This window comes from Caldicellulosiruptor diazotrophicus (assembly GCF_017347585.1).
GTDB lineage: Bacteria > Bacillota > Thermoanaerobacteria > Caldicellulosiruptorales > Caldicellulosiruptoraceae > Caldicellulosiruptor > Caldicellulosiruptor diazotrophicus.
The window spans coordinates 1,319,861-1,344,339 of sequence record NZ_AP024480.1 but is presented as its reverse complement, the minus strand read 5'-3'; the positions used below and the strand labels follow the sequence as shown (position 1 = coordinate 1,344,339).

Here is a 24,479-nt window from a genome sequence, read left to right as displayed (position 1 = left end):
TAAAATTGAACTTGCCAGAAGAATTTTTATCGAAGATGAAAGAGATTTTAAATGATGAATTTGACCAGTTTATAAAAATATACGACTTTGACAGTTATAAAGGTTTTAGGGTCAACACTGCCAAAGTTTCAGTCGAAGAGTTTGTAGAGAAAATGGGAATTGAATTTGAAAAGGTCCCATGGTGTAAAGACGGCTTTTACTACACTGAAGAGATAAGACTGAGCAAACACCCATACTATTTTGCTGGGCTTGTGTATATTCAGGAACCATCTGCCATGTTTCCGGTTGAGGCTTTGGATGTAAAGGAAGGCGAAAAAGTCTTGGACTTGTGTGCCGCACCTGGGGGGAAGAGCATTCAGATAGCAGCAAGACTTGGTCAAAATGGCTTGCTTGTATCCAATGATGTAAAACCATCAAGAATCAAGGCGCTTGTAAAGAATGTTGAAAATCTCGGGCTTACAAATGTTGTAATTCTGAATAACAAGCCGAAAGAGATAGCTGAAAGCTATGGTGCATATTTTGACAAGATTTTGGTTGATGCACCTTGTTCTGGTGAAGGAATGTTTCGCAAAGACCCGACGGCAGCTAAAAAATGGACTTCCAATCACCCTGAAAAGTATGTTAATCTGCAGAGAAGTATCATGACAGAGGTAGATGAACTTTTAAAAGTGGGTGGCGAGATAGTATATTCTACCTGTACGTTTGAAGTAGAAGAGAATGAAGGAATTATTGACTGGTTCTTGAAAAAACATAAAAACTATGAAGTTGTTGAGATAAAAAAATATGAGGGTTTTTCGGATGGGATTGAAATAAATGGTAATAAAAATTTAAAAAAAGCGGTGAGAATTTACCCACACAGGGTCAGAGGTGAGGGACATTTTATTTGCAAGCTAAAAAAGGTGAGAGAAAGTGGAGATGAGTGGACTTTTCAGCCACAAAGATTTGAGGTGGACAGCAATGAATTGAAAATTTTTGATAAATTTTGCAATAAATATTTAAACATAGACTTAAGTCACTTCAAAAATAGGGTGTTTTATAAGAAAGCAAGCAAACTGTATTTGGGTTTTGATGGACCTTTTGATAAGATAACACCGCTTCGAAATGGTCTTTTGCTGGGAGAAGTTTACAAAGGAAGATTTTATCCTTCTGCTCATTTGATTGCAAGTTTAAAGTATGAAAATCTCAAGGTTGCTATTAACTTTTCTCAAGATGATGAAAGGCTGGTGAGATATTTAAAAGGTGAGACAATAGAGAATAAAGAGAATCTAAGTGGATTTGTAGGAATATGTGTAGACGGCTTTACCCTTGGATGGGGTAAAGCAGAGGGACATATAATAAAAAATTATTTTCCAAAAGGATGGAGATTGGAATAAAAATGAGACTTGACAAGTATCTGAATCACTGTGGATTTGGTTCACGAAGTCAGGTTAAAAAACTAATAAGAGAAGGAATTGTGACTGTAAATGGGAAACAAATAGTAGAAGTTGATTTTAAGATTAATCCCGAAGAAGATGTAGTAGAAGTCGATGGCAGGATTGTAAAGTTCAGTAGACGGATTTATATCATGATGAACAAACCGAAAGGTTATGTGTGCTCAAATGACGACCCGGCATCACTTACAGTGTTCTCACTTATTTCTAATGATTTAAAGTATCCAGATTTGCATACAGTTGGTAGGCTTGACAAAGATGCAGAAGGTCTTTTGATAATTACAGATGATGGTGAATATACGCATAGAGTTATCTCACCCAGAAAAAGAATTGAAAAAGAGTATTTAGTTAGGCTTGAAAAAGCGGTGGATGAGGAAAAGCTGAAAGAGTTTGAAAATGGGATTATTTTAGATGATGGTTATAAGACACTTCCTGCAAAATATACTATTATTGATAGTACCAAAGTCAAATTGTGTATATATGAGGGTAAATATCATCAGGTTAAAAGGATGTTCGAAGCAATTGGAAATAAGGTGATTGATTTAAAACGCCTGAGAATAGGAGGTCTTAATTTAGACGAAAGTTTAAAACCGGGTGAATACAGAGTGATGAAAGAAGAAGAGGCTTATTTGGTATTTAGTAAGTAAAAAGAGAGGAGAGATAATTGAAAGATGAAACAGGTTGAGTTAAAAAATCTTGTTAAGGTTTCAATTTTCGGTGCTTTGGCATTTGTTGTAATGCTTATAGAGTTTCCTTTAGGAATATTTCCGGACTTTTTAAAACTTGATTTTAGTGACTGTGTAGCATTGATAATTTCGTTTGCTCTTGGACCTGCTTGGGGTGTGGGTGTTGAATTTTTGAAAAATGTACTTCATCTGTTTGTTACCAAAACGGCCGGGATAGGCGAATTTGCTAACTTTATGATTGGCGGCTTTTTTGTGTACATTGCGGGATACATATATGCCAAGAATAGAACTAAAAAAGGTGCTGCAATAGCTCTTATTATTTCTACCATTGCATTTTCTATCTGGGCAGGCTTGCTAAACTACTTTGTACTTCTTCCTCTTTACGAAAAGGCTTTGAAATTTCCAATCTCAGAGATAGTAAAAATTGCTTCAAAGGTAAATGGTTTTGTGACAGATAAGTTTACATTAATTTTGTTTTCAATAATTCCATTTAATTTGGTAAAAGGTGCAATTATTTCGGTGGTTACTTTTATTCTTTATAAAAGGTTGTCGAAGATAGTAAAAAGATAGGAGATGAAGATTATGGGCGTTCATTTTGAAAATGAATTTGGGAAGATAGAGATTACCAATGATTGCATTGCTACAATAATTGGGCTTTCGTGTATGGAAAGCTATGGTGTTGTTGGTATGGCATCAAAGAGTGTAGCAGACGGGATAGTTACACTTCTTGGCAGGGAAAACTTGCAAAAAGGTATAAAGGTTTTGGCAGAAAACGGTGTTGTCAATATTGATATTCACATAATTGTGGAGTACGGCACCAGAATTCCTGTTGTTGCTGAAAATATCAGAGAAAGAGTTTCATATGCTATTGAAAAATACACAGGTCTAAAACCGGGGGCTATAAATATCTTTGTAGATGGTATTCGTTTGTAACTTGCTGAGGAGGATTGGACTATGAAACTTTTAACTGCAGATGTATTGAAAAACATGTTAAAAGCTGCAAATAATTACTTAAAATTGCACATCGATAAAATAAATTCTTTAAACGTTTTTCCGGTGCCCGATGGTGACACAGGCGCCAATATGTCTGCGACTCTTGACAGCAGCATAAAAGAGATAAACGGGAAGACTTTTGAAGATGTGGACAAACTTATGAATGCAGTTGCTTTTGGCAGCTTAAAAGGTGCACGCGGCAATTCTGGAGTTATTCTTTCTCAGCTTTTGCGAGGATTTGCCAAAGAGCTGAAAGGCAAGGATGTTATAGATATACAAACATTTGTTGCTTGTTTAAAATCTGCGTCTGCAAGTGCTTACAAAGCAGTGATGAAACCTACAGAAGGTACGATGCTCACAGTTGCACGCGGGATCGCAGAAGATGTTGAAAAAGAAGTAGCAGAAGGCATTGTAAGCGAAATAGAGGATTTGCTGGAAGTGTGCGTCTCAAGCAGGAAAAAGTGGCTTGCAAAGACACCAGAGATGCTTCCAATCTTAAAAGAGGCAAATGTAGTTGACAGTGGCGGTATGGGTCTTGTCATAATTTTTGAAGGGATGTATAAATTTTTAAAAGAAGGGATGGTATTTGAAGAATCGTCACAGCAGGAAGTTTATACAGCCCTTACTTTTAAACCTGAAGAGATTAAGTTTACTTACTGTACGGAGTTTTTTATTACTGGTTTGAAAAAGAATATTGAAAAAGAATTTAAGGAATATCTTGATACAATTGGTGATTCAATTATTGTTATCCAGGATGGTGACATTCTCAAAACTCACGTTCACACAAATTCGCCTGGCAAGGTAATAGAAAAGGCTTTGAAGTATGGTGAGCTTATAAACATAAAGATTGATAATATGAAATATCAACACCAGGAGTTTATAGGTAAAAGAGAAAGCCTTAAGACAGAAGTTCAAACACAAGCTGAGGTTATTATAAAAGAATATGGTTTTGTAGCTGTATCACAGGGAGAAGGATTCAATGAAATATTAAAAGGTTTGGGTATTGATTTTATAATTGAAGGCGGACAGACTATGAATCCAAGCGCTGAGGACTTTGTAAATGCTATAAAGAATGTACCAGCCAGAAATATATTTATTTTCCCAAACAACAAAAATGTGATTATGTCTGCAGAGCTTTCTTTGCAGCTGGTAAATACAAATAAAAATGTAGTGATTATGAAGACAACCAACATTCCCGAGTGCATTGCTGCAATGATAAAGTTTGATTTGAGTAAAAGTGTTGAAGAAAATATAAAGCTCATGCAAGAAGCTATAAATTCAGTAAAGGTTGTAGAAATAACTAAAGCGGTGAGAAATACAAAAATAAACGGGTTTGAGATTGAGGAAGGTGATTTTATAGGGATTTCAAAAAAAGAAATTGTGGCATGCGACAAAGATATGCAAAAAGTAGCTCTGGCTTGTGTGGAAAAAATTGTTGATTCTACAACCCAGATTTTGAGTATCTACTATGGCAAAGATGTGGCTTTAGAAGATATAGAAATGCTTGTTAAAAACATACAAAAAAGATACCAGAAAATTGATATTGAGAGTTATGAAAGTGGAAATGAAGTTTACCAACTAATTATTGTGGCTGAGATGTGATGATAAAATGAATATTCTTGAGAAAGACATAAGATACTTAAAAGGTGTTGGAGAAAACAGAGAAAGGCTGTTTAAAAAGCTGGGTATAAAAAAAGCCGAAGATTTGCTTTGGCACATACCCCGAAAATATCTTGATTATAGCAGGCTAAAGAAAATAAGAGAGCTTTGCGATGGTGAAATAGAGTCATTTGTTGGAAAGGTTGCTGGCAAGCCTATGGAGATAGAGACAAAGTCAGTAAAGATAATAAAAATTCCTGTTGAAGATAGTACAGGCGTTGTTACAACAGTATGGTTTAACCAGGACTATATAAAAAACGTTTTGAGAGAAGGAGAAGTGTTCTGCTTTTCTGGGAAGATTGAGAGAAAAGGCTTTTATATTGAAATTAAAAATCCAGAATTTGAGAAATATGACCAACATCTTATTCATACAGGCAGGATTGTTCCTGTATACAATTCGACAGAAGGTCTTTCTCAAAAGGTGATTAGAAATATTGTGAACAATCTTCTGCAGCAAGTTGATGGAGCACTTATAGATATAATTCCACCTTATATAAGGCAAAAATATAATTTGTGCGAAGTTAATTTTGCAATTAAAAATATTCATTTTCCAGAGAACAAATTGAGCTTAGAACTTGCAAGGAAAAGGCTTGTATTTGAAGAATTTTATCTTCTTCAACTATCCCTTTTGCTTTTGAAAAAAAGCATAGAAAAAAACGAAGGAATTAAAGTTGAAAATGTACAAAGTAGCTTAAAAGAGTTTGAAGAGCTTCTTCCGTTTGAGTTGACCGAGGCGCAAAAAAGAGTGCTAGCAGAGATTGCACATGATTTAGAGAGTACAAAGCAGATGAACAGGCTTATCCAAGGAGATGTTGGTTGTGGAAAAACAGTTGTAGCTTTGGCAAGCGCGTATGCAACAATAAAGGCAGGATATCAGGTTGCATTGATGGCACCAACAGAGGTTTTAGCATTGCAGCATTATAATGAATGTAAGAAGTACTTTGGTAATCAATTTAATGTAAGACTTCTAATTGGGTCGACTCCAAAAAAAGAAAAAGAAATAATCTTAAAAGAGCTTGAACATGGACTTTGCAAAATGGTCATTGGAACCCATGCACTTATCCAAGATGAGGTAAAATTTAAAAACCTTGGCTTGGCAATTACTGATGAACAGCACAGATTTGGAGTTATCCAAAGGGTAGAACTCACAAAAAAAGGAAGTTCGCCAAACATTCTTGTTATGACAGCAACTCCAATTCCCAGAACTTTGAGTTTGGTTTTGTATGGAGACCTTGATATTTCTATTATTGACCAGCTACCTCCCGGAAGAAAAAAGATTTTAACTTACGCTGTTGATGAAAGTTTTCGACAGAGGGTTTTTAATTTCATAAAGAAACAGTTAGATGAAGGAAGGCAGGTTTACTGGATATGTCCTTTGATTGAAGAGTCAGAAACTTTGAATGCAAAATCAGCAGTTGAATTTGCGAAATCCTTAAAAGAAGGATTTTTTAAAGACTACAATGTTGGGTGTCTACACGGAAAACTTTCTGCAAAAGAGAGAGACAAAATCTTAAATGATTTTAAAGATGGAAACATTCAAATATTAGTTTCAACCACAGTTGTTGAGGTTGGAATAAACGTTCCAAATGCAACAGTAATGGTGATTGAGAATGCTGAAAGATTTGGACTTGCCCAGCTGCATCAGCTAAGGGGACGAGTTGGCAGAGGCGAGCACCAGTCGTACTGTATTTTGTTTAATCAAAGCGATTCAGAGATTGCCAAAAAAAGAATGATAGCTATAACCAGAAGTCAGAACGGCTTTGAAATTGCTGAAATGGACCTAAAACTTCGAGGGCCTGGTGATTTGTTTGGGACAAAACAGCACGGTATTATGAACTTTAAAGTAGCCGATATCATAAATGATATGGATATTCTAAAACAAGCGAGAATAGCTGCAGAAGAGACCATTAGACTCAATCTTGTTGATAACAAACTTTTAGAAAAAATCAACAAACAATTTTACAATAATATAGAAAATATAGGCCTTTAACCCTTTTCAAAAATTTCTTGTTATAATGTTTTTAAAAAGAGGGCATATTAAATAGTGAAAAAAGAAAAGTCTCAAACAAAAAAAGGGGGTTGAAGGCCATGGCAAGAAATAGAAAGCTTGTTCCGGAAGCAACTAAGGCTCTTGACCAGTTAAAAGCAGAGGTAGCAAGTTCAATTGGAGTACCACTTAAACCTGGTTATAATGGTGACTTGACAGCAAAACAGGCAGGTTCAATTGGTGGTTATATGGTAAAGAGAATGATTCAGGATTATGAAAATAGAGCAGCAGGCAAATAACCTCACTAAGGTGCTTAAAATTTACCAACAACGAAGGGACTTTTTGAGTCTCTTCGTTGTTGTTTTTTTAGAGTGATTTTTATATAATCAATATATAAACAAATTGTAAGAAGTTGCTTAAAAGATGAGGGTTATAAGTGGTCTACAAAAAGGTAGAAAATTAAAAAGTGCCAATATTGAAGGATTAAGACCCACATCAGATAGAGTAAAAGAAGCTATTTTTAATATTATAGCACCTTTTTTGAATGAAAATCTTATTGTAGCTGATTTTTTTGCGGGGACAGGAAATGTGGGGATTGAGTTTTTGTCAAGAGGTGTCAGAGAAGTTACATTTGTCGAAAAAGATATAAGGTGCATTAATCTGATAAAGGAAAACCTTAAAAATTTAGATTTGCTAAAGAGGGCGAGGATAATAAAAGGTGATGTATTAAAATTTTTAAAGTCTACAAACTGTCCAGTATTTGATATCATCTTTTTAGACCCACCATACAAGTCTGGTTATGCAAAAGAGTGTATTTCTGAAATAATAGAAAACTGTAGAATAAATGAAAATGGTCTTATAATTGTTGAATCCAATTTAGAGTTTCAGTATGAATATGAGAAACTTTCTATTTTAAGAGAGAGAGAATATGGTGACACTAAAATCACAATATTTTGTTTTGGGGGTAAGAGAAGTTGAAGATAGGAGTATATCCGGGAAGTTTTGACCCCGTAACGAATGGTCACCTTGATATAATTGAAAGGGCTTCAAAAATTTTTGATAAACTTATTGTGGCTGTTCTGGTCAATCCAAATAAAACTCCTGTGTTTGACATTGAAGAGAGGGTTGAACTTCTAAAAGAGACAACAGAACATTTGCCGAATGTTGAGGTAAAAGCTTTTAAAGGTCTTTTAATTGATTTCATGAAACAAGAAAATGCTAAGGTTATAGTAAAGGGATTGAGAGCAGTGTCTGACTTTGAATATGAATTTCAGATGGCACTCTTGAACAAAAAACTTGAACCTTCGATTGAAACAATCTTTATGATGACAAATAGTAAGTATTCATACCTCAGTTCAAGCATGGTCAAAGAAGTAGCAAGATTTGGCGGGTGCATAGAGGACTTGGTGCCTGAAAAGATTGCTAAAAAGGTAATGAAAAAATTGAATAAGAAATATGCAGAAACGGAGGAAAATAAGTGATGGGTGAGCTGAGCATATTAGAGCTTTTAGAGAGAATGGAGGAAATAATAGAAAATAGCAAATCAATACCGTTTACATCAAAGGTTATGGTAGAAAAGGATGAGCTTTTAGAGATAATAAAAGAAATAAGGCTTTTATTGCCACAGGAACTTTCTCAAGTCAAGTGGGCAAAAGAAGAAAGAAAGAAGATTTTAGAGAGAGCTCAGAAGGAAGCAGAAGCAATCATAAATGATGCTGAGAGCAAGGTAAAAGGGCTTGTAGATGAAACAGAGATTGTCAAATTGGCAGAAAAGAGAGCGGAAGAGATTATACAAAAAGCTAAAGAACATGCAAAAGAATATAGACTTATGGCTCAGAGTTATACCATCGAGCTATTAGAACAGACAAAGAAAACAATTGAAAATGTTGTGAAAGAATTGAATGACAATATCGACCAAATAAAGCAAAAAAATTCATAATAACAAAGTCATTAAAATTATAATTGTAAGAAGAGCGGATAAAACACAATGAATTAATTTTCCAATAATATAGTGAGATGATTGCAAACCTACTGCGGTCAAAAAGGATATTGTTTGAAAGTGTACAGAAAGTCCGCCCCAGGAAATTATGAGTTCAGATGCTATTAATTTTTGCCAGATAGGAAGAGGGTTTATGTTTATCTGTAAACACCCATTTGTTATTTCGAAAAATCCGTATAAAAGTCCTTTTATTAAAGAAGCATCGACACCTGTATATCTTAAGAGATTACATATTAAATGGTAAATTTTGAAATATTCGAGGATACTGTTCAAATTAAAGAAGAGTGTTATAAAGCCTCCTATAATAAGTATGGACTCAATTGAATCTTTCACTGATTTTGATAGTACATTGCCAATATCAAAATTTAAAGGTTTGTAAAGTTCTGAAACTGATAATATTTCACTTTGTACAAATCGAGTGGAGCACAGGGCTATTATCAAACTTGCAAATATATGAGTAAAAAATAGTATATATCCGTACTTTCTAGAACCGAGCAGGTTGATTCCAACCGTTCCAATGATAAAAAGAGGACCGGAATTATTTACAAAATAAAGGAGCCTTACAGCTTCGTTTTTACTGATTAATTTTTGGCTATATAAGTTACATACCATCTTGCTTCCAACAGGATATCCTGTTAACATTCCTATTATCATAGCTAAAAAGCCGTTTGGCGAAAGTTTGAATATCTTTTTGGAGGGCAAAAAGAAGATGTTAGAAAGATAATTTATAAGTTTTGATTCGATAAGTACATTTATAATCAAAAAGTATGGAAAGAGAGAAGGAAGAACTTTTTCCCACCATATGATTGCTGATTTTGTTGTTGATTGAATGATAAGTTGAGGATTTAAAAACATAGATAAAAAATAAAGTATACATAATATTATTACGGTAAAGTTAAATATCTCTCTCAAGTCCTCTGCTCCAATACATATTTAAATGGTATTCTACTTAAAATATTATTGCTGTATGGAGGGTAAAATGAAAAAAGTTTCGCTTGCACTTGGCTCTGGTGCAATGAGAGGATTTGCACACATAGGGGTTATAGAAGTGCTGGAAAAGGAGTTTAAATTTGAAGCTTTTTCTGGCTCGAGCATTGGTGCTGTTATAGGTGCGTTTTACTGTCTTGGGTATGATCTTAATCTTATATATAAAGTTGCAAAGCAAATAAGAAATGATATACTTATAGATTTTAAAGTAAGAAAAAATGCTCTCATTTCAGGTAAAAATATTGAAGAGATTTTGAAACTTTTTTTGAGAGATAAAAGGTTTTCAGATTTGAAATATCCGTTTTATGTTGTTGCAACAGACCTTCTAAGAGGTGAGCAGGTGGTCTTCAGTGAGGGAAGCTTATATGATGCTGTGCGAAGCAGCATATCTATTCCGGGTGTTCTTCCACCATATAAAATAGGGGATGCTGTACTGGTTGATGGAGCGGTAGTAGACAAAGTGCCGGGAAAGGTCTTGAGAGAAAACGGTTGTGAATTTGTAGTTGGAGTTGATGTTTCAGGTAAAAATTCACTTAAAGAACCCAAAAATATTTTTGAAATGATTATGACTACCATTGATATTATGGGTGAAGAGATACTCAGACTGAAACAAGGTTACTTTGATTATCTCATAAAAATTAATCTTGAAGATATAAATCCATATACTCTTGTAGATGTAGAAAAGGCGTATAAAAGAGGGAAAAAAAGGGCAGAAGAGGAGTTAGCAAACTTAAAAATTTTAGCTTCTTGAACTAATGTAGATAGGAGATGATTTAAATTCTGTCAACAAATATTTGTGAAAATCTTTATACTGCAAAGCATGTAACATTGAAGACCTGATTTCAAGTTCAAGAAGTTCTTTATATTGAGGTTTTTTTAACCACTGCTGATTTATTTTTGTGATATACTCAATTTTGCCTTTTATCTTATTGAGATATTCTTTTCCTTTTTGGTTGAATCCCAAAACTCTTACATAGGGTGTAATGGAAAGAAGAGTTTTTTGGTCAAGATTATTTCTCACAATAGCGTGTATAAATATTCTCTGAAGTCTTGTGAGGGTATATCTTTTAGTTTTTACATTCTCAAAGAGATTTTTAACTGATTGAGAATTGAAAATGTACTTTTCAAATCTATTTTCAAGTCCTTCTTTGACATCAATTTTATTTTTCAAAAAATCTGGTACAACGATGGCGTTGTAGATAAAAAACTTAAAGTAATCCTCAAGAAAAACAGGACCTCTTCCATTTTCAAATTCTTCTATCAGTATTTCATATGAAACAGATGGCATTTTGTTTTTGATTTCGTGTAAGTTATTTATGTTTCTTCTTATAGCAGTAGCAGAAGCGTATGTGTCTTGCGTGAGGTTGGGGTCATTATAAGAGGTACCTATCCTTCTTATAGTAAATGGTTCAATCTTTGAATTTAACCTGTAAATCCATTTGATATATTCAATTCCGAGTATGTTATTTGAAGAAAATTCAATACTGGTTTTACATGTTTTGGTAAGAGCAAGTTCACGAGCTTTTGGAAAGGAATGCCCTTCTTTCAAATAACTTTTCAAACTTGACTTGAAATCATCTTCTTCAAATGCTAAGTGTTTAGCAGTTTCTTTAAGCTTATTTATATCACCGCATTCTGAGCCAAAGACAATAAAGTCAACGCCAAGCTGGTTTAAAATGGATATTGCGCCATATGCGAATATTTCAGCACTGTTACAGGCATATGCAAATGGAAGCTCAAAGACAACATCCACTCCATTTAAAATGGCCATCTTTGTCCTTGCCCATTTATTTACAATTGCTGGTTCTCCTCTTTGAATAAAATTGCCACTCATTACGCCCACAACTATGTCTGCCTTTGTTATTTCTCTTGTCTTTTGCAAATGGTACAGGTGTCCATTGTGAAAAGGGTTGTATTCTACTACTATTCCAGCAACCTTCATTTTGTATTCCTTCCTTAGGACAAACTTTTTTATATGAAATATAATATCAAAAAACAATTGAACGATACAACAAATATAATTACAATATAGTCCTGTTAATAGAGGATATTATGGCTGTTTGACAATAGAGAATTTCATCTGATAAACTATGAAGAAGGATACAGAAAAAGTAGGGGGCGAGTTTTTTAAGATGGAGTATTTTTTAAGCGAAGAGCAGAAGATTATAAAGAAACTTGCAAAAAGAATTTCAGATGAATATGTGTCAAAGGTTGCAATAAAATATGACAAAGAAGGTATATTCCCAAGAGATATATTGAACCTTTTGGCGTACACTGAGCTCACTGGGGTATATATTCCTAAAGAATATGGTGGGTTTGGTGGCGGTGTTATGGAAATGTGCCTTGTTGTGGAAGAGCTTTCAAGAAACTGTGCAGGTGTTGCGGTATCATATGCAGCTACAGCTCTGGGTGCATATCCCATAATTCTTTATGGAAATGAAGAACAAAAGAAAAAATATTTGCCTAAAATAGCAAAAGGAGAGTTAATAGCTGCTTTCGCATTGACAGAAGCTGACGCTGGAAGTGATGTGAGCAGTATAAAGACAGTTGCAGAGAAAAAAGGAGATTATTATATTTTAAATGGTAGCAAGCACTGGATAACAAACGGAGGTGAAGCTGATATATATGTAGTATTTGCAGTAACTGATAAGTCTAAAGGACCGCGCGGAATTTCAGCTTTCATTGTTGAAAAGGGGTATGAAGGATTTTATTGTGGTAAAAAAGAGGACAAGATGGGAATAAGATCATCTTCTACTACAGAGCTTATATTTGAAGATTGTAAAGTTCCCAGGGAAAATCTTTTAGGTCGTGAAGGGACAGGGTTTATTGTTGCAATGAAGACGTTTGACAGGACACGTCCTGGAGTGGCTGCAATGGCTGTTGGGATTGCCCAAGGTGCCTATGAGCACGCAGTCAGGTATGCAAAAGAAAGGTTTCAATTTGGGCAACCTCTTTCGTCCTTTCAGGCAATCCAGCATATGCTGGCTGACATGTACATAAACATCGAAGCTGCAAGATCTTTACTTTACTCAACATGTAGGATGATAGACAGTGGGATAAAGGATTTTTCAAAGGAATCTTCAGCATGCAAAGTTTTTGCATCTGATGTTGCTATGAAGGTCACCACTGATGCTGTTCAGATTATGGGTGGAAATGGATATGTTAAGGATTATCCGGTTGAAAAGATGATGAGAGATGCTAAGGTAACTCAGATATTTGAAGGAGCAAATCAAATACAGAGAAATATTATAGCTTCCGAGATCATAAAAGAGTATTAAAATAATAAAGATTCAAGGGGGACTTTTTAGAAATGAAAATTCTTGTATGTATAAAACAAGTAATAAACTCGGATAAAATAGAGTATAATGCTCAAACAAAGACGATAAAGAGAAGTGCTCAACATTTAATAAACAATCCTGCAGACCTTAGCGCTTTAGAATTTGCTTTAAAAATAAAAGATGCGTATAATGATGCTTATATCACAACACTTTCAATGGGTCCTGATGAATGTAAAAACAAAATAAAAGAACTTATTGAGGTTGGTTGTGATAGTTGTGTCCTTTTGACAGATAAAAGACTTGTTGGTTCTGATGCGTATTCTACTGCGTATGCACTAGCAAAGTCTATTGAAAAACTTGGCGATTTTGACTTGATACTGTGCGGAGAGTCTTCTTTAGACGGTGAAACATCTATTGTTCCACCTCAAATTGCTGAATATCTCAATATCCCTCACATTGCATCCGCATCTGATATAAAGGTTTTAGATACACAAAGAATTGAAGTTGAAAGAAAATTGGAAAATCAATTATTTAGATTTGAAGTGAAGTTACCTGCACTGATTTCTGTAAAGAAAGATAGTGCATATCTCAGACTTCCAAAACTGAGTTTAATGCTAAAAGCTCTTTGTTATACTCCTCAAATCGTTAATTTGGCAGACTTAGAAAATTTTGATTTTAGTAAAGTGGGGATAGAAGGTTCAAAAACCTTGGTCAATAGGTTTATTGAACAAAGCTTTGATAATAATAAGTGTGAAATTTATGAAAATATTGATGATAGCCAAATAGAGTGTATAGCTAACATTGTTATGAGATTAATATAAAAATTTCAATTTTATAAGGGGGATAAAGTGAGAAATGGAACATGTTATATTTGTACCAGCAATTTATCATATTGGTGATGTTTCACAACTTGGTTCTCTTTTTTCTTTTATTGATAGCAGAATTACAATTAAAGGTAAAAAAATTATTTTGTATCTATATACAAATAGCCAAGTGAAAGATAAAGATATAAATTACCTGAAGACTCTTCCGGTAAGTCAGATTGTCATTTGTGAAAACAAACTTTTTTCAGGTTGGGAATTACCATACATTGATGCTATAACCCAGCATATAAATATAATAAAACCTCATGCTGTCATTTCAATATCAAGTGATTTTATAAAGTCAATTTTAGCAAGAGTTGCTGCACGCTTTTCATGTGGGTTTGCTGTTGATTGTACAGACATTATATTTGATGAAAGTACTTACAAATATAGTTTTTTGAAGCCTGCGTATGCAGGTAATATAAACGCTGAGATCTTAGTCAAAAATTCATCTATTGTATTTGCAACTTTAAAAATAAAAAATGCAGATGAATGTTCTTTTGAGACCATTGATAACAAGGTGGAGGTTATTAATACTCTCATTGAAAATATTGAACCTTTTGCTGTAAAGGTTATTGAAAAAAATTTAGCTCATGATATTGATAACAAACTTGAAAGTGCTAAAATAGTTATTGGTGTAGGAAGGGGAATTAAAGACAAGGAAAATTTAAAATATGCTTTTGAACTTGCAAATATTTTAAATGCTGCAGTAGGTGTTACAAGGCCGCTTGTTGACATGGGGTGGGTTGACAAAGAATATCAAATTGGTCAAAGTGGAAAGATTATATCACCACAGATATATTTTGCGTTTGGTATTTCGGGTGCAGCCCATCATGTTTGTGGGATTGGTAGTCCAAAACTCATAATAGCAGTTAACAAAAACAGGGATGCACAAATTTTTAAAATTGCACATTACGGGATTGTTGCTGATGCTACCCATGCTTTAAAAAGTTTTGTAAAGATTTTTAAAAGCAAGGTTAAAGGTTGCTGATTTCTATGAAGTAACGGAGGAAGTTTAAGTAATGACGAAAAAACTTTCGTTATATATTCTATTAATGACAATTATATTCTTTCTTTTTTTAAGTGGATGTTCGTATCTATTTCAAACTTCTGACTTTTGGGGAACAAATTCAGCCCAGTTTTTAGATAAGCAAGTATGTAGTGTATTTTTTTTGGATGTAGGTCAGGGAGATAGTATACTGATAAAAACTCCCGAAAATAAGTTTGTATTGATTGACTCAGGACCAAATTCTGCTGAACAGAATGTTTTACAAACCTTAGATAGATTAAATGTCAAAAAATTAGATGTGGTGATTGTAACTCATCCGCATGAGGACCATATTGGCAACATGGACAAGATTATTTCTAAATATGACATAGAAAGATTTTATACAACAAATAAAACAACAAATACTCAGACATTTGAGGATATGCTAAATGCACTAAAGAAAAAAAACCTAAAGATTTCAATTGCAAGACCATTTGACAGATTAAAATTAAATGGTGTCACATTGACTTTTTTGTCACCTCTTAAAGATTATGATGATTTGAATGATTCGAGTGTGGTTGTTATGCTTGAATTTGCAAGAAGAAGGTTGTTATTTACTGGTGATATTTCAAAGAACGTAGAATATGACATAATAAGGGATATTCATGATATAGAGGCAGATATTTTAAAGGTTTCTCATCACGGAAGCTATGCTGCAACATCAAGCTTGTTTTTGGAAAAGGTAAATCCCAAAGTTGCTATCATAAGTGTGGGGAAGGACAATCCGTACGGTCATCCGCATTCATCCACAATAAGGAGATTGGAGAAATTTAAAGTCAAAATATTTACAACAGAACGAAATGGCAATATTGTTGCATTGATATTTCCAGATGGCACATTAAAACTCATTACACAAAGATAGAAAGGAGAAAAGCAAAAAATGATTTATATATTCAAGAAAAGAATTAAGGAAATGGTAGTAATAGTTGTATTATTTTTAATACTATCAGCTGTGGTTGTACAATTTTTCACAAAAACATTGTGGACAGCTGAGACAAACCTAAGGCTTGATAATAATCTTCTGAATCCATTCAACTTTAATACTTTATCCACCAGTGTTTCTAATATAGTACAGGGATTGTATTCAAATATAACCTCATTGGATTTAAACAAAGAATATTTAGAGATGGTGGCACTGAACCCTCCTTTTATTGACTATGTCACAAGCAGATATGGTGAAGATGAGAGATTTGGAATTTTTATTGAACCTAAAGCTTCAAAGAGCGGAATAAATTATGTTATGGTTAGAGCTGTTGCAGATTCACAGACTGCTGCTCAGAATATGCTAAATGAATATCTCAAAAGTTTGGATAACCAGGTAATCTCAGATTTGAAAAGTAAATCAGAAGCAGCTCAAAAACTTTTAGATGAGCTTTTACTTGAAAGGAGAAAATATGAAAAAACAAGCTTAACTTCAAGTGAACAAGAACAGCTAAGCCAAATCTCAGCTGCTATAAATCTTATAAAATGGGTAAATAGTCATTTCAACAAAGTGATTGATTTGAAAAATGCTATTTATCAGTATGGAAAAGTAAAGGTGTATGAATCTGCTGGTAGCAAGTTTGAGAAGGCTTTGAGAGTTGTTGCTGGGATGTTAGCAGGTGTAATTGTGGCAATTTTGTATGTAATATACAGAGAGAGAAAATATATTATCCAGAATTTATAAATTTGTTCAAATATCAAATTTAGAATGGAGATGAGGATTTAAAGATGATCTCGCTTATTGATTTGAAAAGACAGTACAAAAATATTTCCAGAGAAATAATGGACAGCGTAAAAGAGGTATTTGAAAGTGGACAATATATCTTAGGACCGAAAGTCACAGAATTTGAAAAAAAGTGTACTGAATATCTGAATGTAAAACATGCAATAGGTGTTGGAAATGGGACAGACGCCTTGGTCATAGCACTTGAAAGTCTTGGTATAGGAAAAGGTGATGAGGTTATAACTACTCCTTTTACCTTTTTTGCAACAGCGGAGGCAATAGTAAGAGTGGGTGCAAAGCCGGTATTTGTTGACATTGATCCTCTGTCGTATAACATAGACCATGAAAAGATAGAAGAAAAGATTACTAAACATACAAAAGCTATTATTCCTGTCCACATATTTGGTCAAGTGTGTGATATGAAGAAAATAGTACAAATTGCCCAAAAGTATAACCTGTATATTATAGAAGATGCTTGCCAGGCGTTTGGTGCTGAATTTGAAGGGAAAAAGGCAGGCACAATTGGAGATGTGGGATGTTTTTCATTCTTTCCTACGAAGAACTTGGGTGGGTTTGGCGACGGAGGTTTGATTGTAACAGATTCTGATGAGATTGCGTCAAAAGCAAGGATGCTCAGACAGCATGGTTCAAAAAAGAAGTATTTCAATGAGATGATAGGATTTAACAGCAGGCTTGACGAAGTGCAGGCAGCAATACTTCTTGTTAAATTAAAATATATTGACAATTGGAATAGAAGAAGAATAGAAATAGCTCAAAAGTTTTCTCAAAATTTAAAACTCGATGGGTTAGTCACCCCTAAAAAATGTAATAATTTTGAGTTTGGTCACATATATCACCTATATGTTCTCCAACATGAAAAAAGAGATTGTATAATGGAGTATTTAAAACAAAAAGGAATCGCAACAGGCATATATTATCCTGTGCCATTACATCTTACTAAAGCTTTGAGCTTTTTGGGGTATAAAGAAGGTGACTTTGAGGTTGCCGAAAGGTTGTGCAGACGGTCATTTGCAATTCCAATGTATCCTGAACTGACTGATGAAGAAATAGAATATATAACAACTTCAATAAATCAATTTGGAGGGAGTTTATAATGAATGAAATTGCGCAAAAACTTCTTGAAAAGATTGAAAACAAAACAGCAGTGATTGGAGTTGTAGGACTTGGATATGTAGGTCTTCCTCTTGCTGTCGAAAAGGCAAAAGCAGGGTACAAGGTTATTGGATTTGACATACAGCAAAAGAGAGTTGACATGGTAAACAAAGGCCAAAATTATATTGGCGATGTTGTGGACAAAGAACTTGCTGATCTTGTAAAGGAAGGTAGAATCTTTGCCACAACTGACTACAGCAAGATTGGAGATGTTGATGCTGTTGCTATATGTGTTCCCACTCCACTTGATAAATACAAACAGCCTGACATTTCGTACGTTGTAAACTCTACAAGAGAGATTTCAAAATACCTTCATAGAGGAATGCTAATTGTTTTAGAGAGTACTACATATCCGGGAACAACTGAAGAAGTTGTGAAACCTATTTTAGAAAAGAGTGGACTAAAATGCGGTGAGGATTTCTTTTTAGCTTTTTCACCTGAAAGGGTTGATCCGGGTAACAAAGTGTACAATACAAAGAACACACCAAAAGTTGTTGGTGGAGTAACAAAAATATGTACAGAAATAGCCGCAAGGCTTTATGAGAATGTTTTGAAAGGAGAGGTATTCAGGGTAAGCTCGCCAAAGGTTGCGGAAATGGAAAAGATTTTAGAAAATACATTCAGGAATATCAATATTGCTCTTGTAAACGAAATGGCTATTTTATGTGAGAGGATGAACATTGATATATGGGAGGTAATTGAAGCGGCGAAAACAAAACCTTATGGATTTATGGCATTTTATCCCGGACCTGGGCTGGGCGGTCATTGCATACCGATTGACCCGTTTTATCTTACTTGGAAAGCACGTGAATACGATTATCATACAAGGCTCATTGAAATAGCTGGTGAGATAAACAACTATATGCCAGAGTACGTGGTAGAAAGAGTTATGAAAATCCTAAACAAATTCAAAAAACCTTTGAACGGCTCAAAAATTTTGATTTTAGGCGTGGCGTACAAAAAAGATATTGATGATATAAGAGAGTCACCCGCATTAAAAATTATTGAAATATTTGAAAAAGAGAATGCAGAGATAGATTACAATGATCCATATGTACCGAGTTTTACTTATAACGGGAAACAGTATTTTTCGGTGGATTTTACTGCAGAGTCGCTCAAAAAATATGATATAGTGGTTATCACAACAGACCATTCAAAATATGATTATAATTTTATAGTAGAAAATGCTAATCTTATTTTTGACACAAGAAATGCAACAAAAGGCATTAAATCTGATAAAATTTATAAACTATAAAAATCTAGCATAGTGGAGGATTTGTTGATGGAGAAGCTAAAAATTTGTCTTGTTGGATGTGGAAGGATATCATTTAAACATGCTGAGGCTTATGCCAACAACTATGATCAACTTGAGGTTGTGGGATTTTGTGACTTAGATAGCCAAAAAGCTTTGAGGACAAGACAAAAGTATTATGAACTGCTTGCAACCAAAGGAATTGAAATAAAAAAGGATATACCTATATACACGGATTATATCAAGATGTTAAAAGAACAAGAATGTGACATAGTTGACATAGCCACATACAGTGGGTGCCATGCTGAGCAGACACTTGTTGCTTTGGATTTTAATAAGCATGTGATTGTAGAAAAGCCTATGGCACTTTCAATAGAAGATGCGGATTTGATGATTAAAAAAGCAAGAGAAAAAAAGAAGATACTTAGTGTATGTCTTCAAAACAGGTTTAACAAAAGCGTACAAAAACTTAAAAGTGCTGTAGATAGTGGGAAATTTGGTAAGTTATTGTATGCAGTTGCAAGTATCAGATGGAATAGGAACGATGAATACTACAGACATGATAGTTGGAGAGGTACTTGGGAACAAGATGGTGGTGCGCTTATGAACCAATGTACCCACAACATTGACCTTCTGCAATGGATAATAAGTTCTGAAGTTGACGAGATTTATGGTGATATAGAAACATTTTTAAGACCGATTGAAGCAGAGGATACAGGTTTTGCTATTTTGAAATTTAAAAGTGGAGCAAGAGGAGTTGTCGAAGGAACAACATGCGTTTGGCCTTCAAATTTAGAAGAGACGCTCAGTGTTTTTGGTCAAACAGGTACTGCAGTTCTTGGTGGTACATCGGTTAACAAAATTGTTGTATGGCGTGTACCTGATGAGGATGAAAAAGAGGCTTTAGAGAAGTTTGCCGAAAATCCAGATAATGTATATGGGTTTGGCCACACCCCTTTTATCAAGAATGTTATTGAAGCCATCAAAAGTGGACAAAATCCACTGGTTACTGGTGAGGAAGGTAAAAAGTCCTTAGAGATAATTCTGGGTATTTACAAGTCTGCAATTGAGAAAAGACCAATAAAAATACCACTTACTAATTTTTCTACAATGGATATGAAAAAGGTTTATGAAAGGCAGAGGTTGGTAAGATGAGATTTATAAGTGAGAAAGCAAAGATATCAAAAGACGTTGAAATGGGCTATTTTGTGGTGATAGAAGATGATGTTGAGATAGGTAGCGGATGCAAAATTGGTCACAACGTAATTATAAAAAAAGGAAGCATTATAGGAAACAATGTTGAAATTTCTGATGGGACAATTATAGGAAAATTTCCTCAAAAGGCTATTTCGAGCAAAACCACAGAAGAAATTGTTCTTCCACCCACTAAAATAGGTAACAACGTCAAGATTGGAGCAAATAGCATAATCTACAGAGGTGCTGTAATCTCAGACTATGTCTTTATAGCTGATCTTGTGACAGTAAGAGAAGATGTAAGTGTTGGTGAGTACACCATTATTGGTCGTGGTGTTTGCATAGAAAACAAGACAACTATTGGAAGTTATTGCAAAATAGAGACAAATGCATATATTACTGCACTTTCAACAATTGAAGATTGGGCTTTTATTGCACCATGTGTTGTGACGTCAAATGACAATTTTGCGGGAAGAGGGAAGGACAGGGCAAAATATTTCAAAGGTGTTACAGTGAAACGAGGTGGTAGAATTGGTGCAAATGCTACTGTGCTTCCTGGAAAAGTGATAGGAGAAGAAGGATTTGTGGGTGCTGGCAGTGTTGTTACAAAAGATGTTATGCCGAGAAAGATTGTTGTGGGAAATCCTGCAAGGGAGATAAAAGATGTACCAGTTGATCAGTTACTTGAAAACCAATAAGTACGAATTGTTACTTGCTGTTAGCGCTGTTATTACTTTACAGTTTGTTAGGTATTCATATATTCCTGTATATTTGTTTTTTGTAGTATTATTTTTTATCTCATTTTATGTCTATAAACCTAAAATTATGTTCAATATTTTAAATTTTATTCCATTATTTTTCTATGCAAGCCTTACATTAATTTCTTTGTTGTTACTAAATATAAGTTTAGATAAGCACAAGGCTATTATAGGTATATTAAATGCTTTTGTATTACCAGCATTATTTTATATCTTACTCATTTCATGCAACGAAGATTTTATTAGAAAAATCGAGGAAATGTGCCTATTACTGCTGATAATTGCCTCATTTGTCTGTATATTTGAGTTTTTATATTATATAGTTTTCAAAACTTTTAGAGAGAGAACAGTTTCAATCTTTTTTAATCCAAACACATTTGCGTTTTTTTTAGTTATGATGTATCCACTTGTTATAAATAAATTGAAAGATGAAAGGTCTAAATTTGTAGTATCACTTTTGATTTTTATTGAAATCTTACTTTCAGGTTCAAGGACAGGTTTTGTTTTGTATATATTCGAACTTTTTCTTATAAATATTAACCTTATTAAAAAAAATATCTTAAAGTTTTTCTTAGCAACAGCTGGTATATTGACTGTTTTTCTTCCGAAGATTCTCTATAGAGTTCCAAACATGAGGGATATAACAAATACTAAAACAGCTGTTGGGCAGAGGATTTTTTTAATTGAATTTGTTTTGAGATATTTTTCACACAGAAGTTTGTTTACAGGAATTGGCGCAGGTCAATTTGAGCTATTTTTTAGAAGGTTAAAAGCGCCCGGTATAGTTGCCCTTCACTCGGCCCACAATTTGTTTTTAAATGCACTTATTGAATATGGTATAATAGGATATATGATTTTAGTTTTTATAGTTTATTTTTCGGTTTTTCTTTCTGCATATAATTTTTTTAAACACAAAGAGGAATATGATAGAAATATTCTTATTGGGTTTATTCTTATAACCATTTTTCAGATGTTTGATATGGCTGAAATTACAAATAGTAGAATGCTATTTATTAATATGCTATATACATATTATCTTTTCTTACCTATTTACAGATTAAGAAGGTGGAGATCTTTAGATGGAGAATGCATTTAGAGTTAGATTGAAGCAGCGGGTTATTCCAGCTATTTTGTACTTGACTTTTTTTAGTGGTTTTTTTGGAAGTACTCTTGCATATCCAAAGCTAAGTTACCTTTTTGCATATAGAATATTTTTGGCATTTTTGTTTTTTTTCATTTTTATCGACTTGATGTTAAATGGGATTAATCTTAAGAGTTTTCTTAACTTTTCGGCTTTTTTTCTAATAGGGTGGTGTGCCTACTCACTTTTAAGTTTTTTATGGGCTCAGGATGTAAAAAGTGCAGCAAGAGACCAAGTTTTTTTAACTTTCAATATATTTTTGATTCTAATATTCATGTATTACGCAAAATATCTTAGATGGGATGTTCTTGAAAATATAATTTTGATTTCATTTATTATCCATCTTACTGTAGGCTATTTTGAAGTAGTGACTGACAAACATTTGTGGACATCTAAGGTACCTTTATACAATCTTCATAGAACTCCTTCAACCTTTTTTGCAAATCCAAACGATTTTGCGACTTATTTGGTTTTATATTTGCCTTTTATTTTAGCTGTTGCGATAAATAAATGTAGAAAGAATTTTTTCAAAAAGTGGGTAGCTATTTTAGGTGCTGTTTTGAATATTCCACTTTTGATATCTACCACAAGTAGAGCAAATTACATAGGATTTTTAATAGCTTTGATTGTTTATTTTCTTTTGGCTGGTAAAGACCAGAAAAAGAGTCTTCTGCAGTACGGAGCTATATTTTTAGTTTTTTTGATGCTTATAATAGGTTTTAGACTGGATTTTGGAACGTTTAATAAGGCAGTTGAAATGATAAAAATTCAGATTTCTTCGCTTGCTGATTTCTCAAAGACTTCTCTTTCTTCTAATGTGCGGCGTGAACTTTTGATTGTATATGGTCTTTCGTTTTTGTATGACTACTTCTTTTTTGGAGTTGGTTCGGGCAACAGCAGGATTTTGATGGAAAAGGTAAAACAGTATACTATAAATGTTGAACTTCATAATTGGTTATTGGATATTCTTGTATGTTATGGCATATTAATATTTATCTTGTATCTCATTTGGATATTTTACTTGATTTATAATCTTATCAAGATAAAAATGGAAAATGTTTTTTTAAGTATGCCTGCAGTCTCTTTAACGAGCTCTATTTCTGCATTTTTTATATCAAGTATAAGTTCATCGAAGATGATTGAGATGAGGGTAATGTGGTTTGTATTTGCGCTTTCGGTTTTTGTTTTAGAAAAATCAAGAGAAGAAAAAGGAGAGTCTAAGGTTTGAAAAAGGTATTGGTTTTATCATCTGCTCATCCATGGGATGATGAAAGAGTGTTAAACAAAATAACAAAAAGTCTTTCGAAAAAATATGAAACAGCTCTATGTGCTGTTGCAGACAAGGAATATTTTGAAGTTGATGGGATAAAGATTTTTGGACTTCTTAAATTGCCACGAACAAGGAGATATAAAAATTATTTAAAAATCATAAGGATAATAAATAAATTTAAACCCGACATTATTCACTTTCATGATCCTGATCTCTTGATTTTGTCTTTATACTTTAAATTCTTTTTAAGAAAAAAAGTAATATATGACGTACATGAGGACTATCCTTTGGCATTTAGAGATAGAAGATATTTTCCAGAGCCATTTTCAACAGTATTCTCAATTTTTTTTAATTTCTTGGAAAAAACTGTAAGTAAACTTTTGGATGGTGTTATAACTGTTACAGAAGATATATATTTAAAATTTAATTGCAAAAATAAAGTAATTATCAAAAATTATCCTATTTATGATTCATTTTTTATTGAAAAAGATGTTGCTATTGATGGAACCCTAAACCTTGTGTATATAGGAAGCGTTTCGCAAAGCAGAGGAATAACAAACTTGATTTTGGCCGTAAAAAGTTTGTATGAACTTGACATAAGATTAGACATTATTGGTCCTGCTGAAAATCAGAAATACTTTGAAGAGATAAAGAAATACGAGGATGAAAGAATAAGGATATGGGGAAGAGTACCTAAAAAAGATGTTCCACAAATTCTAAAAAGTGCTCATGTTGGGTTTGTAACTCTTTTACCACTTTTACGGTATAAAAACTCACTTCCTTTGAAGCTTTTTGAATACATGGCTGCAAAGGTAGCTGTGGTTGCTTCTAACTTTGAACTTTGGAAAAAGATAATTGAAGAATCAGATTGTGGAGTTTTAGTTGATCCTACAGATATCCAGGATATTAAAAATGCTATATTATTTTTTTACAACAACAGAGACCAGATAGTAAAAAAAGGCTTAAATGGTTACAAGGCATTTATAGAAAAATACAATTGGACAAAGGAAGAAGAGAAACTTTTTCAATTTTATGAGAGAATTATAGGCTATTGAA

25 protein-coding genes are annotated in these 24,479 nt (G+C 33.6%); 23 read left to right on the top strand and 2 right to left on the bottom strand.

What is annotated here, in order from left to right; all coding sequences use genetic code 11:
* The first annotated feature begins 5 nt into the window (after positions 1–5).
* From CaldiYA01_RS06455 to CaldiYA01_RS06410, 10 genes are all read left to right on the top strand, one after another.
* Positions 6–1,373 carry an RsmF rRNA methyltransferase first C-terminal domain-containing protein gene (locus tag CaldiYA01_RS06455; protein WP_207178040.1) on the top strand — a complete coding sequence of 456 codons (1,368 nt, stop codon included), beginning with the start codon at positions 6–8 and terminating at the stop codon, positions 1,371–1,373.
* 2 nt (positions 1,374–1,375) lie between these two features.
* On the top strand, positions 1,376–2,077 hold the full coding sequence (locus CaldiYA01_RS06450) for a pseudouridine synthase (protein WP_207178038.1): 702 nt from the start codon (positions 1,376–1,378) through the stop codon (positions 2,075–2,077).
* Between the two features lie 24 nt (positions 2,078–2,101).
* The gene (locus CaldiYA01_RS06445; protein WP_207178036.1) at positions 2,102–2,686 is read left to right on the top strand and encodes an ECF transporter S component; all 585 of its coding nucleotides are present in this window, start codon (positions 2,102–2,104) and stop codon (positions 2,684–2,686) included.
* A gap of 12 nt (positions 2,687–2,698) precedes the next feature.
* Positions 2,699–3,049: an Asp23/Gls24 family envelope stress response protein gene (locus CaldiYA01_RS06440; protein ID WP_207178034.1), complete on the top strand. Its 351-nt coding sequence runs from the start codon at positions 2,699–2,701 to the stop codon at positions 3,047–3,049.
* Between the two features lie 21 nt (positions 3,050–3,070).
* Positions 3,071–4,711, top strand: a complete 1,641-nt coding sequence (locus CaldiYA01_RS06435) for a DAK2 domain-containing protein (protein WP_207178032.1) — start codon at positions 3,071–3,073, stop codon at positions 4,709–4,711.
* A gap of 7 nt (positions 4,712–4,718) precedes the next feature.
* Positions 4,719–6,758, top strand: a complete 2,040-nt coding sequence (gene recG / locus CaldiYA01_RS06430; protein ID WP_207178030.1) for an ATP-dependent DNA helicase RecG — start codon at positions 4,719–4,721, stop codon at positions 6,756–6,758.
* A gap of 98 nt (positions 6,759–6,856) precedes the next feature.
* A complete protein-coding gene (locus CaldiYA01_RS06425) occupies positions 6,857–7,054 on the top strand; it encodes an alpha/beta-type small acid-soluble spore protein (RefSeq protein ID WP_013290621.1) in 198 nt (65 codons plus the stop codon).
* 124 nt (positions 7,055–7,178) lie between these two features.
* Positions 7,179–7,733 (top strand): 16S rRNA (guanine(966)-N(2))-methyltransferase RsmD, encoded by a 555-nt coding sequence (gene rsmD, locus CaldiYA01_RS06420; protein ID WP_207178028.1) that lies wholly within the window; start codon positions 7,179–7,181, stop codon positions 7,731–7,733.
* Complete coding sequence (coaD, locus tag CaldiYA01_RS06415; RefSeq protein ID WP_013403385.1) at positions 7,730–8,236, top strand: pantetheine-phosphate adenylyltransferase; 507 nt, start codon at positions 7,730–7,732, stop codon at positions 8,234–8,236. Before rsmD ends, coaD begins: the two co-directional genes overlap by 4 nt.
* Positions 8,236–8,694: an ATPase gene (locus tag CaldiYA01_RS06410; protein ID WP_207178026.1), complete on the top strand. Its 459-nt coding sequence runs from the start codon at positions 8,236–8,238 to the stop codon at positions 8,692–8,694. Before coaD ends, CaldiYA01_RS06410 begins: the two co-directional genes overlap by 1 nt.
* Here the strand turns inward: CaldiYA01_RS06410 and CaldiYA01_RS06405 are convergent.
* Positions 8,689–9,666, bottom strand: coding sequence for a nucleoside recognition protein (locus CaldiYA01_RS06405; RefSeq protein WP_207178024.1), 978 nt, complete (start codon positions 9,664–9,666; stop codon positions 8,689–8,691). The genes CaldiYA01_RS06410 and CaldiYA01_RS06405 overlap by 6 nt on opposite strands.
* Before the next feature lie 67 nt (positions 9,667–9,733).
* Here CaldiYA01_RS06405 and CaldiYA01_RS06400 point away from each other — a divergent pair, with 67 nt between their 5' ends.
* Positions 9,734–10,492, top strand: a complete 759-nt coding sequence (locus CaldiYA01_RS06400; protein ID WP_207178022.1) for a patatin-like phospholipase family protein — start codon at positions 9,734–9,736, stop codon at positions 10,490–10,492.
* On the opposite strand, the gene CaldiYA01_RS06395 is transcribed toward CaldiYA01_RS06400, so the two are convergent.
* Positions 10,481–11,683, bottom strand: a complete 1,203-nt coding sequence (locus tag CaldiYA01_RS06395; protein WP_207178020.1) for a nucleotidyltransferase — start codon at positions 11,681–11,683, stop codon at positions 10,481–10,483. The two genes, CaldiYA01_RS06400 and CaldiYA01_RS06395, sit on opposite strands and share 12 nt — an antisense overlap.
* 190 nt (positions 11,684–11,873) lie before the next feature.
* Between CaldiYA01_RS06395 and CaldiYA01_RS06390 the strand changes: the two genes are divergently transcribed.
* Genes CaldiYA01_RS06390 through CaldiYA01_RS06335 form a run of 12 tightly spaced genes read left to right on the top strand, consistent with a single transcriptional unit; the run spans position 11,874 to position 24,478 of the window.
* Positions 11,874–13,019: an acyl-CoA dehydrogenase family protein gene (locus tag CaldiYA01_RS06390; protein WP_207178018.1), complete on the top strand. Its 1,146-nt coding sequence runs from the start codon at positions 11,874–11,876 to the stop codon at positions 13,017–13,019.
* Between the two features lie 32 nt (positions 13,020–13,051).
* The gene (locus CaldiYA01_RS06385) at positions 13,052–13,840 is read left to right on the top strand and encodes an electron transfer flavoprotein subunit beta/FixA family protein (protein WP_207178016.1); all 789 of its coding nucleotides are present in this window, start codon (positions 13,052–13,054) and stop codon (positions 13,838–13,840) included.
* Between the two features lie 34 nt (positions 13,841–13,874).
* Positions 13,875–14,873 (top strand): electron transfer flavoprotein subunit alpha/FixB family protein, encoded by a 999-nt coding sequence (locus CaldiYA01_RS06380; RefSeq protein ID WP_207178014.1) that lies wholly within the window; start codon positions 13,875–13,877, stop codon positions 14,871–14,873.
* A 31-nt stretch (positions 14,874–14,904) separates the two neighbouring features.
* Entirely contained in the window at positions 14,905–15,792 is an 888-nt protein-coding gene (locus CaldiYA01_RS06375; protein WP_207178012.1) for a ComEC/Rec2 family competence protein, read from the top strand.
* Positions 15,793–15,810: 18 nt separating this feature from the next.
* Positions 15,811–16,596 carry a lipopolysaccharide biosynthesis protein gene (locus tag CaldiYA01_RS06370; RefSeq protein ID WP_207178010.1) on the top strand — a complete coding sequence of 262 codons (786 nt, stop codon included), beginning with the start codon at positions 15,811–15,813 and terminating at the stop codon, positions 16,594–16,596.
* Positions 16,597–16,640: 44 nt separating this feature from the next.
* Positions 16,641–17,750: a DegT/DnrJ/EryC1/StrS family aminotransferase gene (locus CaldiYA01_RS06365; protein WP_207178008.1), complete on the top strand. Its 1,110-nt coding sequence runs from the start codon at positions 16,641–16,643 to the stop codon at positions 17,748–17,750.
* Complete coding sequence (locus CaldiYA01_RS06360) at positions 17,750–19,063, top strand: nucleotide sugar dehydrogenase (RefSeq protein WP_207178007.1); 1,314 nt, start codon at positions 17,750–17,752, stop codon at positions 19,061–19,063. Before CaldiYA01_RS06365 ends, CaldiYA01_RS06360 begins: the two co-directional genes overlap by 1 nt.
* A gap of 27 nt (positions 19,064–19,090) precedes the next feature.
* A complete protein-coding gene (locus CaldiYA01_RS06355; protein WP_207178005.1) occupies positions 19,091–20,215 on the top strand; it encodes a Gfo/Idh/MocA family protein in 1,125 nt (374 codons plus the stop codon).
* Positions 20,212–20,952 carry an acyltransferase gene (locus CaldiYA01_RS06350; protein WP_207178003.1) on the top strand — a complete coding sequence of 247 codons (741 nt, stop codon included), beginning with the start codon at positions 20,212–20,214 and terminating at the stop codon, positions 20,950–20,952. The genes CaldiYA01_RS06355 and CaldiYA01_RS06350 overlap by 4 nt, the downstream gene beginning before the upstream one ends.
* Complete coding sequence (locus CaldiYA01_RS06345; protein ID WP_207178002.1) at positions 20,918–22,108, top strand: O-antigen ligase family protein; 1,191 nt, start codon at positions 20,918–20,920, stop codon at positions 22,106–22,108. Before CaldiYA01_RS06350 ends, CaldiYA01_RS06345 begins: the two co-directional genes overlap by 35 nt.
* Positions 22,092–23,381 carry an O-antigen ligase family protein gene (locus CaldiYA01_RS06340; protein ID WP_207178000.1) on the top strand — a complete coding sequence of 430 codons (1,290 nt, stop codon included), beginning with the start codon at positions 22,092–22,094 and terminating at the stop codon, positions 23,379–23,381. The genes CaldiYA01_RS06345 and CaldiYA01_RS06340 overlap by 17 nt, the downstream gene beginning before the upstream one ends.
* Positions 23,378–24,478 (top strand): glycosyltransferase family 4 protein, encoded by a 1,101-nt coding sequence (locus tag CaldiYA01_RS06335; protein ID WP_207177998.1) that lies wholly within the window; start codon positions 23,378–23,380, stop codon positions 24,476–24,478. The genes CaldiYA01_RS06340 and CaldiYA01_RS06335 overlap by 4 nt, the downstream gene beginning before the upstream one ends.
* The last annotated feature ends 1 nt before the right edge of the window (position 24,479 follow it).

Bases quoted from the DNA above. Each gene is read 5' to 3' on its own strand.
- CaldiYA01_RS06450 (WP_207178038.1), top strand. From the start codon at position 1,376: ATGAGACTTGACAAGTATCTGAATCACTGTGGATTTGGTTCACGAAGT.
- CaldiYA01_RS06445 (WP_207178036.1), top strand. From the start codon at position 2,102: ATGAAACAGGTTGAGTTAAAAAATCTTGTTAAGGTTTCAATTTTCGGT.
- CaldiYA01_RS06440 (WP_207178034.1), top strand. From the start codon at position 2,699: ATGGGCGTTCATTTTGAAAATGAATTTGGGAAGATAGAGATTACCAAT.
- CaldiYA01_RS06435 (WP_207178032.1), top strand. From the start codon at position 3,071: ATGAAACTTTTAACTGCAGATGTATTGAAAAACATGTTAAAAGCTGCA.
- recG (WP_207178030.1), top strand. From the start codon at position 4,719: ATGAATATTCTTGAGAAAGACATAAGATACTTAAAAGGTGTTGGAGAA.
- CaldiYA01_RS06425 (WP_013290621.1), top strand. From the start codon at position 6,857: ATGGCAAGAAATAGAAAGCTTGTTCCGGAAGCAACTAAGGCTCTTGAC.
- rsmD (WP_207178028.1), top strand. From the start codon at position 7,179: ATGAGGGTTATAAGTGGTCTACAAAAAGGTAGAAAATTAAAAAGTGCC.
- CaldiYA01_RS06410 (WP_207178026.1), top strand. From the start codon at position 8,236: ATGGGTGAGCTGAGCATATTAGAGCTTTTAGAGAGAATGGAGGAAATA.
- CaldiYA01_RS06400 (WP_207178022.1), top strand. From the start codon at position 9,734: ATGAAAAAAGTTTCGCTTGCACTTGGCTCTGGTGCAATGAGAGGATTT.
- CaldiYA01_RS06395 (WP_207178020.1), bottom strand. From the start codon at position 11,683: ATGAAGGTTGCTGGAATAGTAGTAGAATACAACCCTTTTCACAATGGA.
- CaldiYA01_RS06390 (WP_207178018.1), top strand. From the start codon at position 11,874: ATGGAGTATTTTTTAAGCGAAGAGCAGAAGATTATAAAGAAACTTGCA.
- CaldiYA01_RS06385 (WP_207178016.1), top strand. From the start codon at position 13,052: ATGAAAATTCTTGTATGTATAAAACAAGTAATAAACTCGGATAAAATA.
- CaldiYA01_RS06380 (WP_207178014.1), top strand. From the start codon at position 13,875: ATGGAACATGTTATATTTGTACCAGCAATTTATCATATTGGTGATGTT.
- CaldiYA01_RS06375 (WP_207178012.1), top strand. From the start codon at position 14,905: ATGACGAAAAAACTTTCGTTATATATTCTATTAATGACAATTATATTC.
- CaldiYA01_RS06370 (WP_207178010.1), top strand. From the start codon at position 15,811: ATGATTTATATATTCAAGAAAAGAATTAAGGAAATGGTAGTAATAGTT.
- CaldiYA01_RS06365 (WP_207178008.1), top strand. From the start codon at position 16,641: ATGATCTCGCTTATTGATTTGAAAAGACAGTACAAAAATATTTCCAGA.
- CaldiYA01_RS06360 (WP_207178007.1), top strand. From the start codon at position 17,750: ATGAATGAAATTGCGCAAAAACTTCTTGAAAAGATTGAAAACAAAACA.
- CaldiYA01_RS06355 (WP_207178005.1), top strand. From the start codon at position 19,091: ATGGAGAAGCTAAAAATTTGTCTTGTTGGATGTGGAAGGATATCATTT.
- CaldiYA01_RS06350 (WP_207178003.1), top strand. From the start codon at position 20,212: ATGAGATTTATAAGTGAGAAAGCAAAGATATCAAAAGACGTTGAAATG.
- CaldiYA01_RS06345 (WP_207178002.1), top strand. From the start codon at position 20,918: ATGTACCAGTTGATCAGTTACTTGAAAACCAATAAGTACGAATTGTTA.
- CaldiYA01_RS06340 (WP_207178000.1), top strand. From the start codon at position 22,092: ATGGAGAATGCATTTAGAGTTAGATTGAAGCAGCGGGTTATTCCAGCT.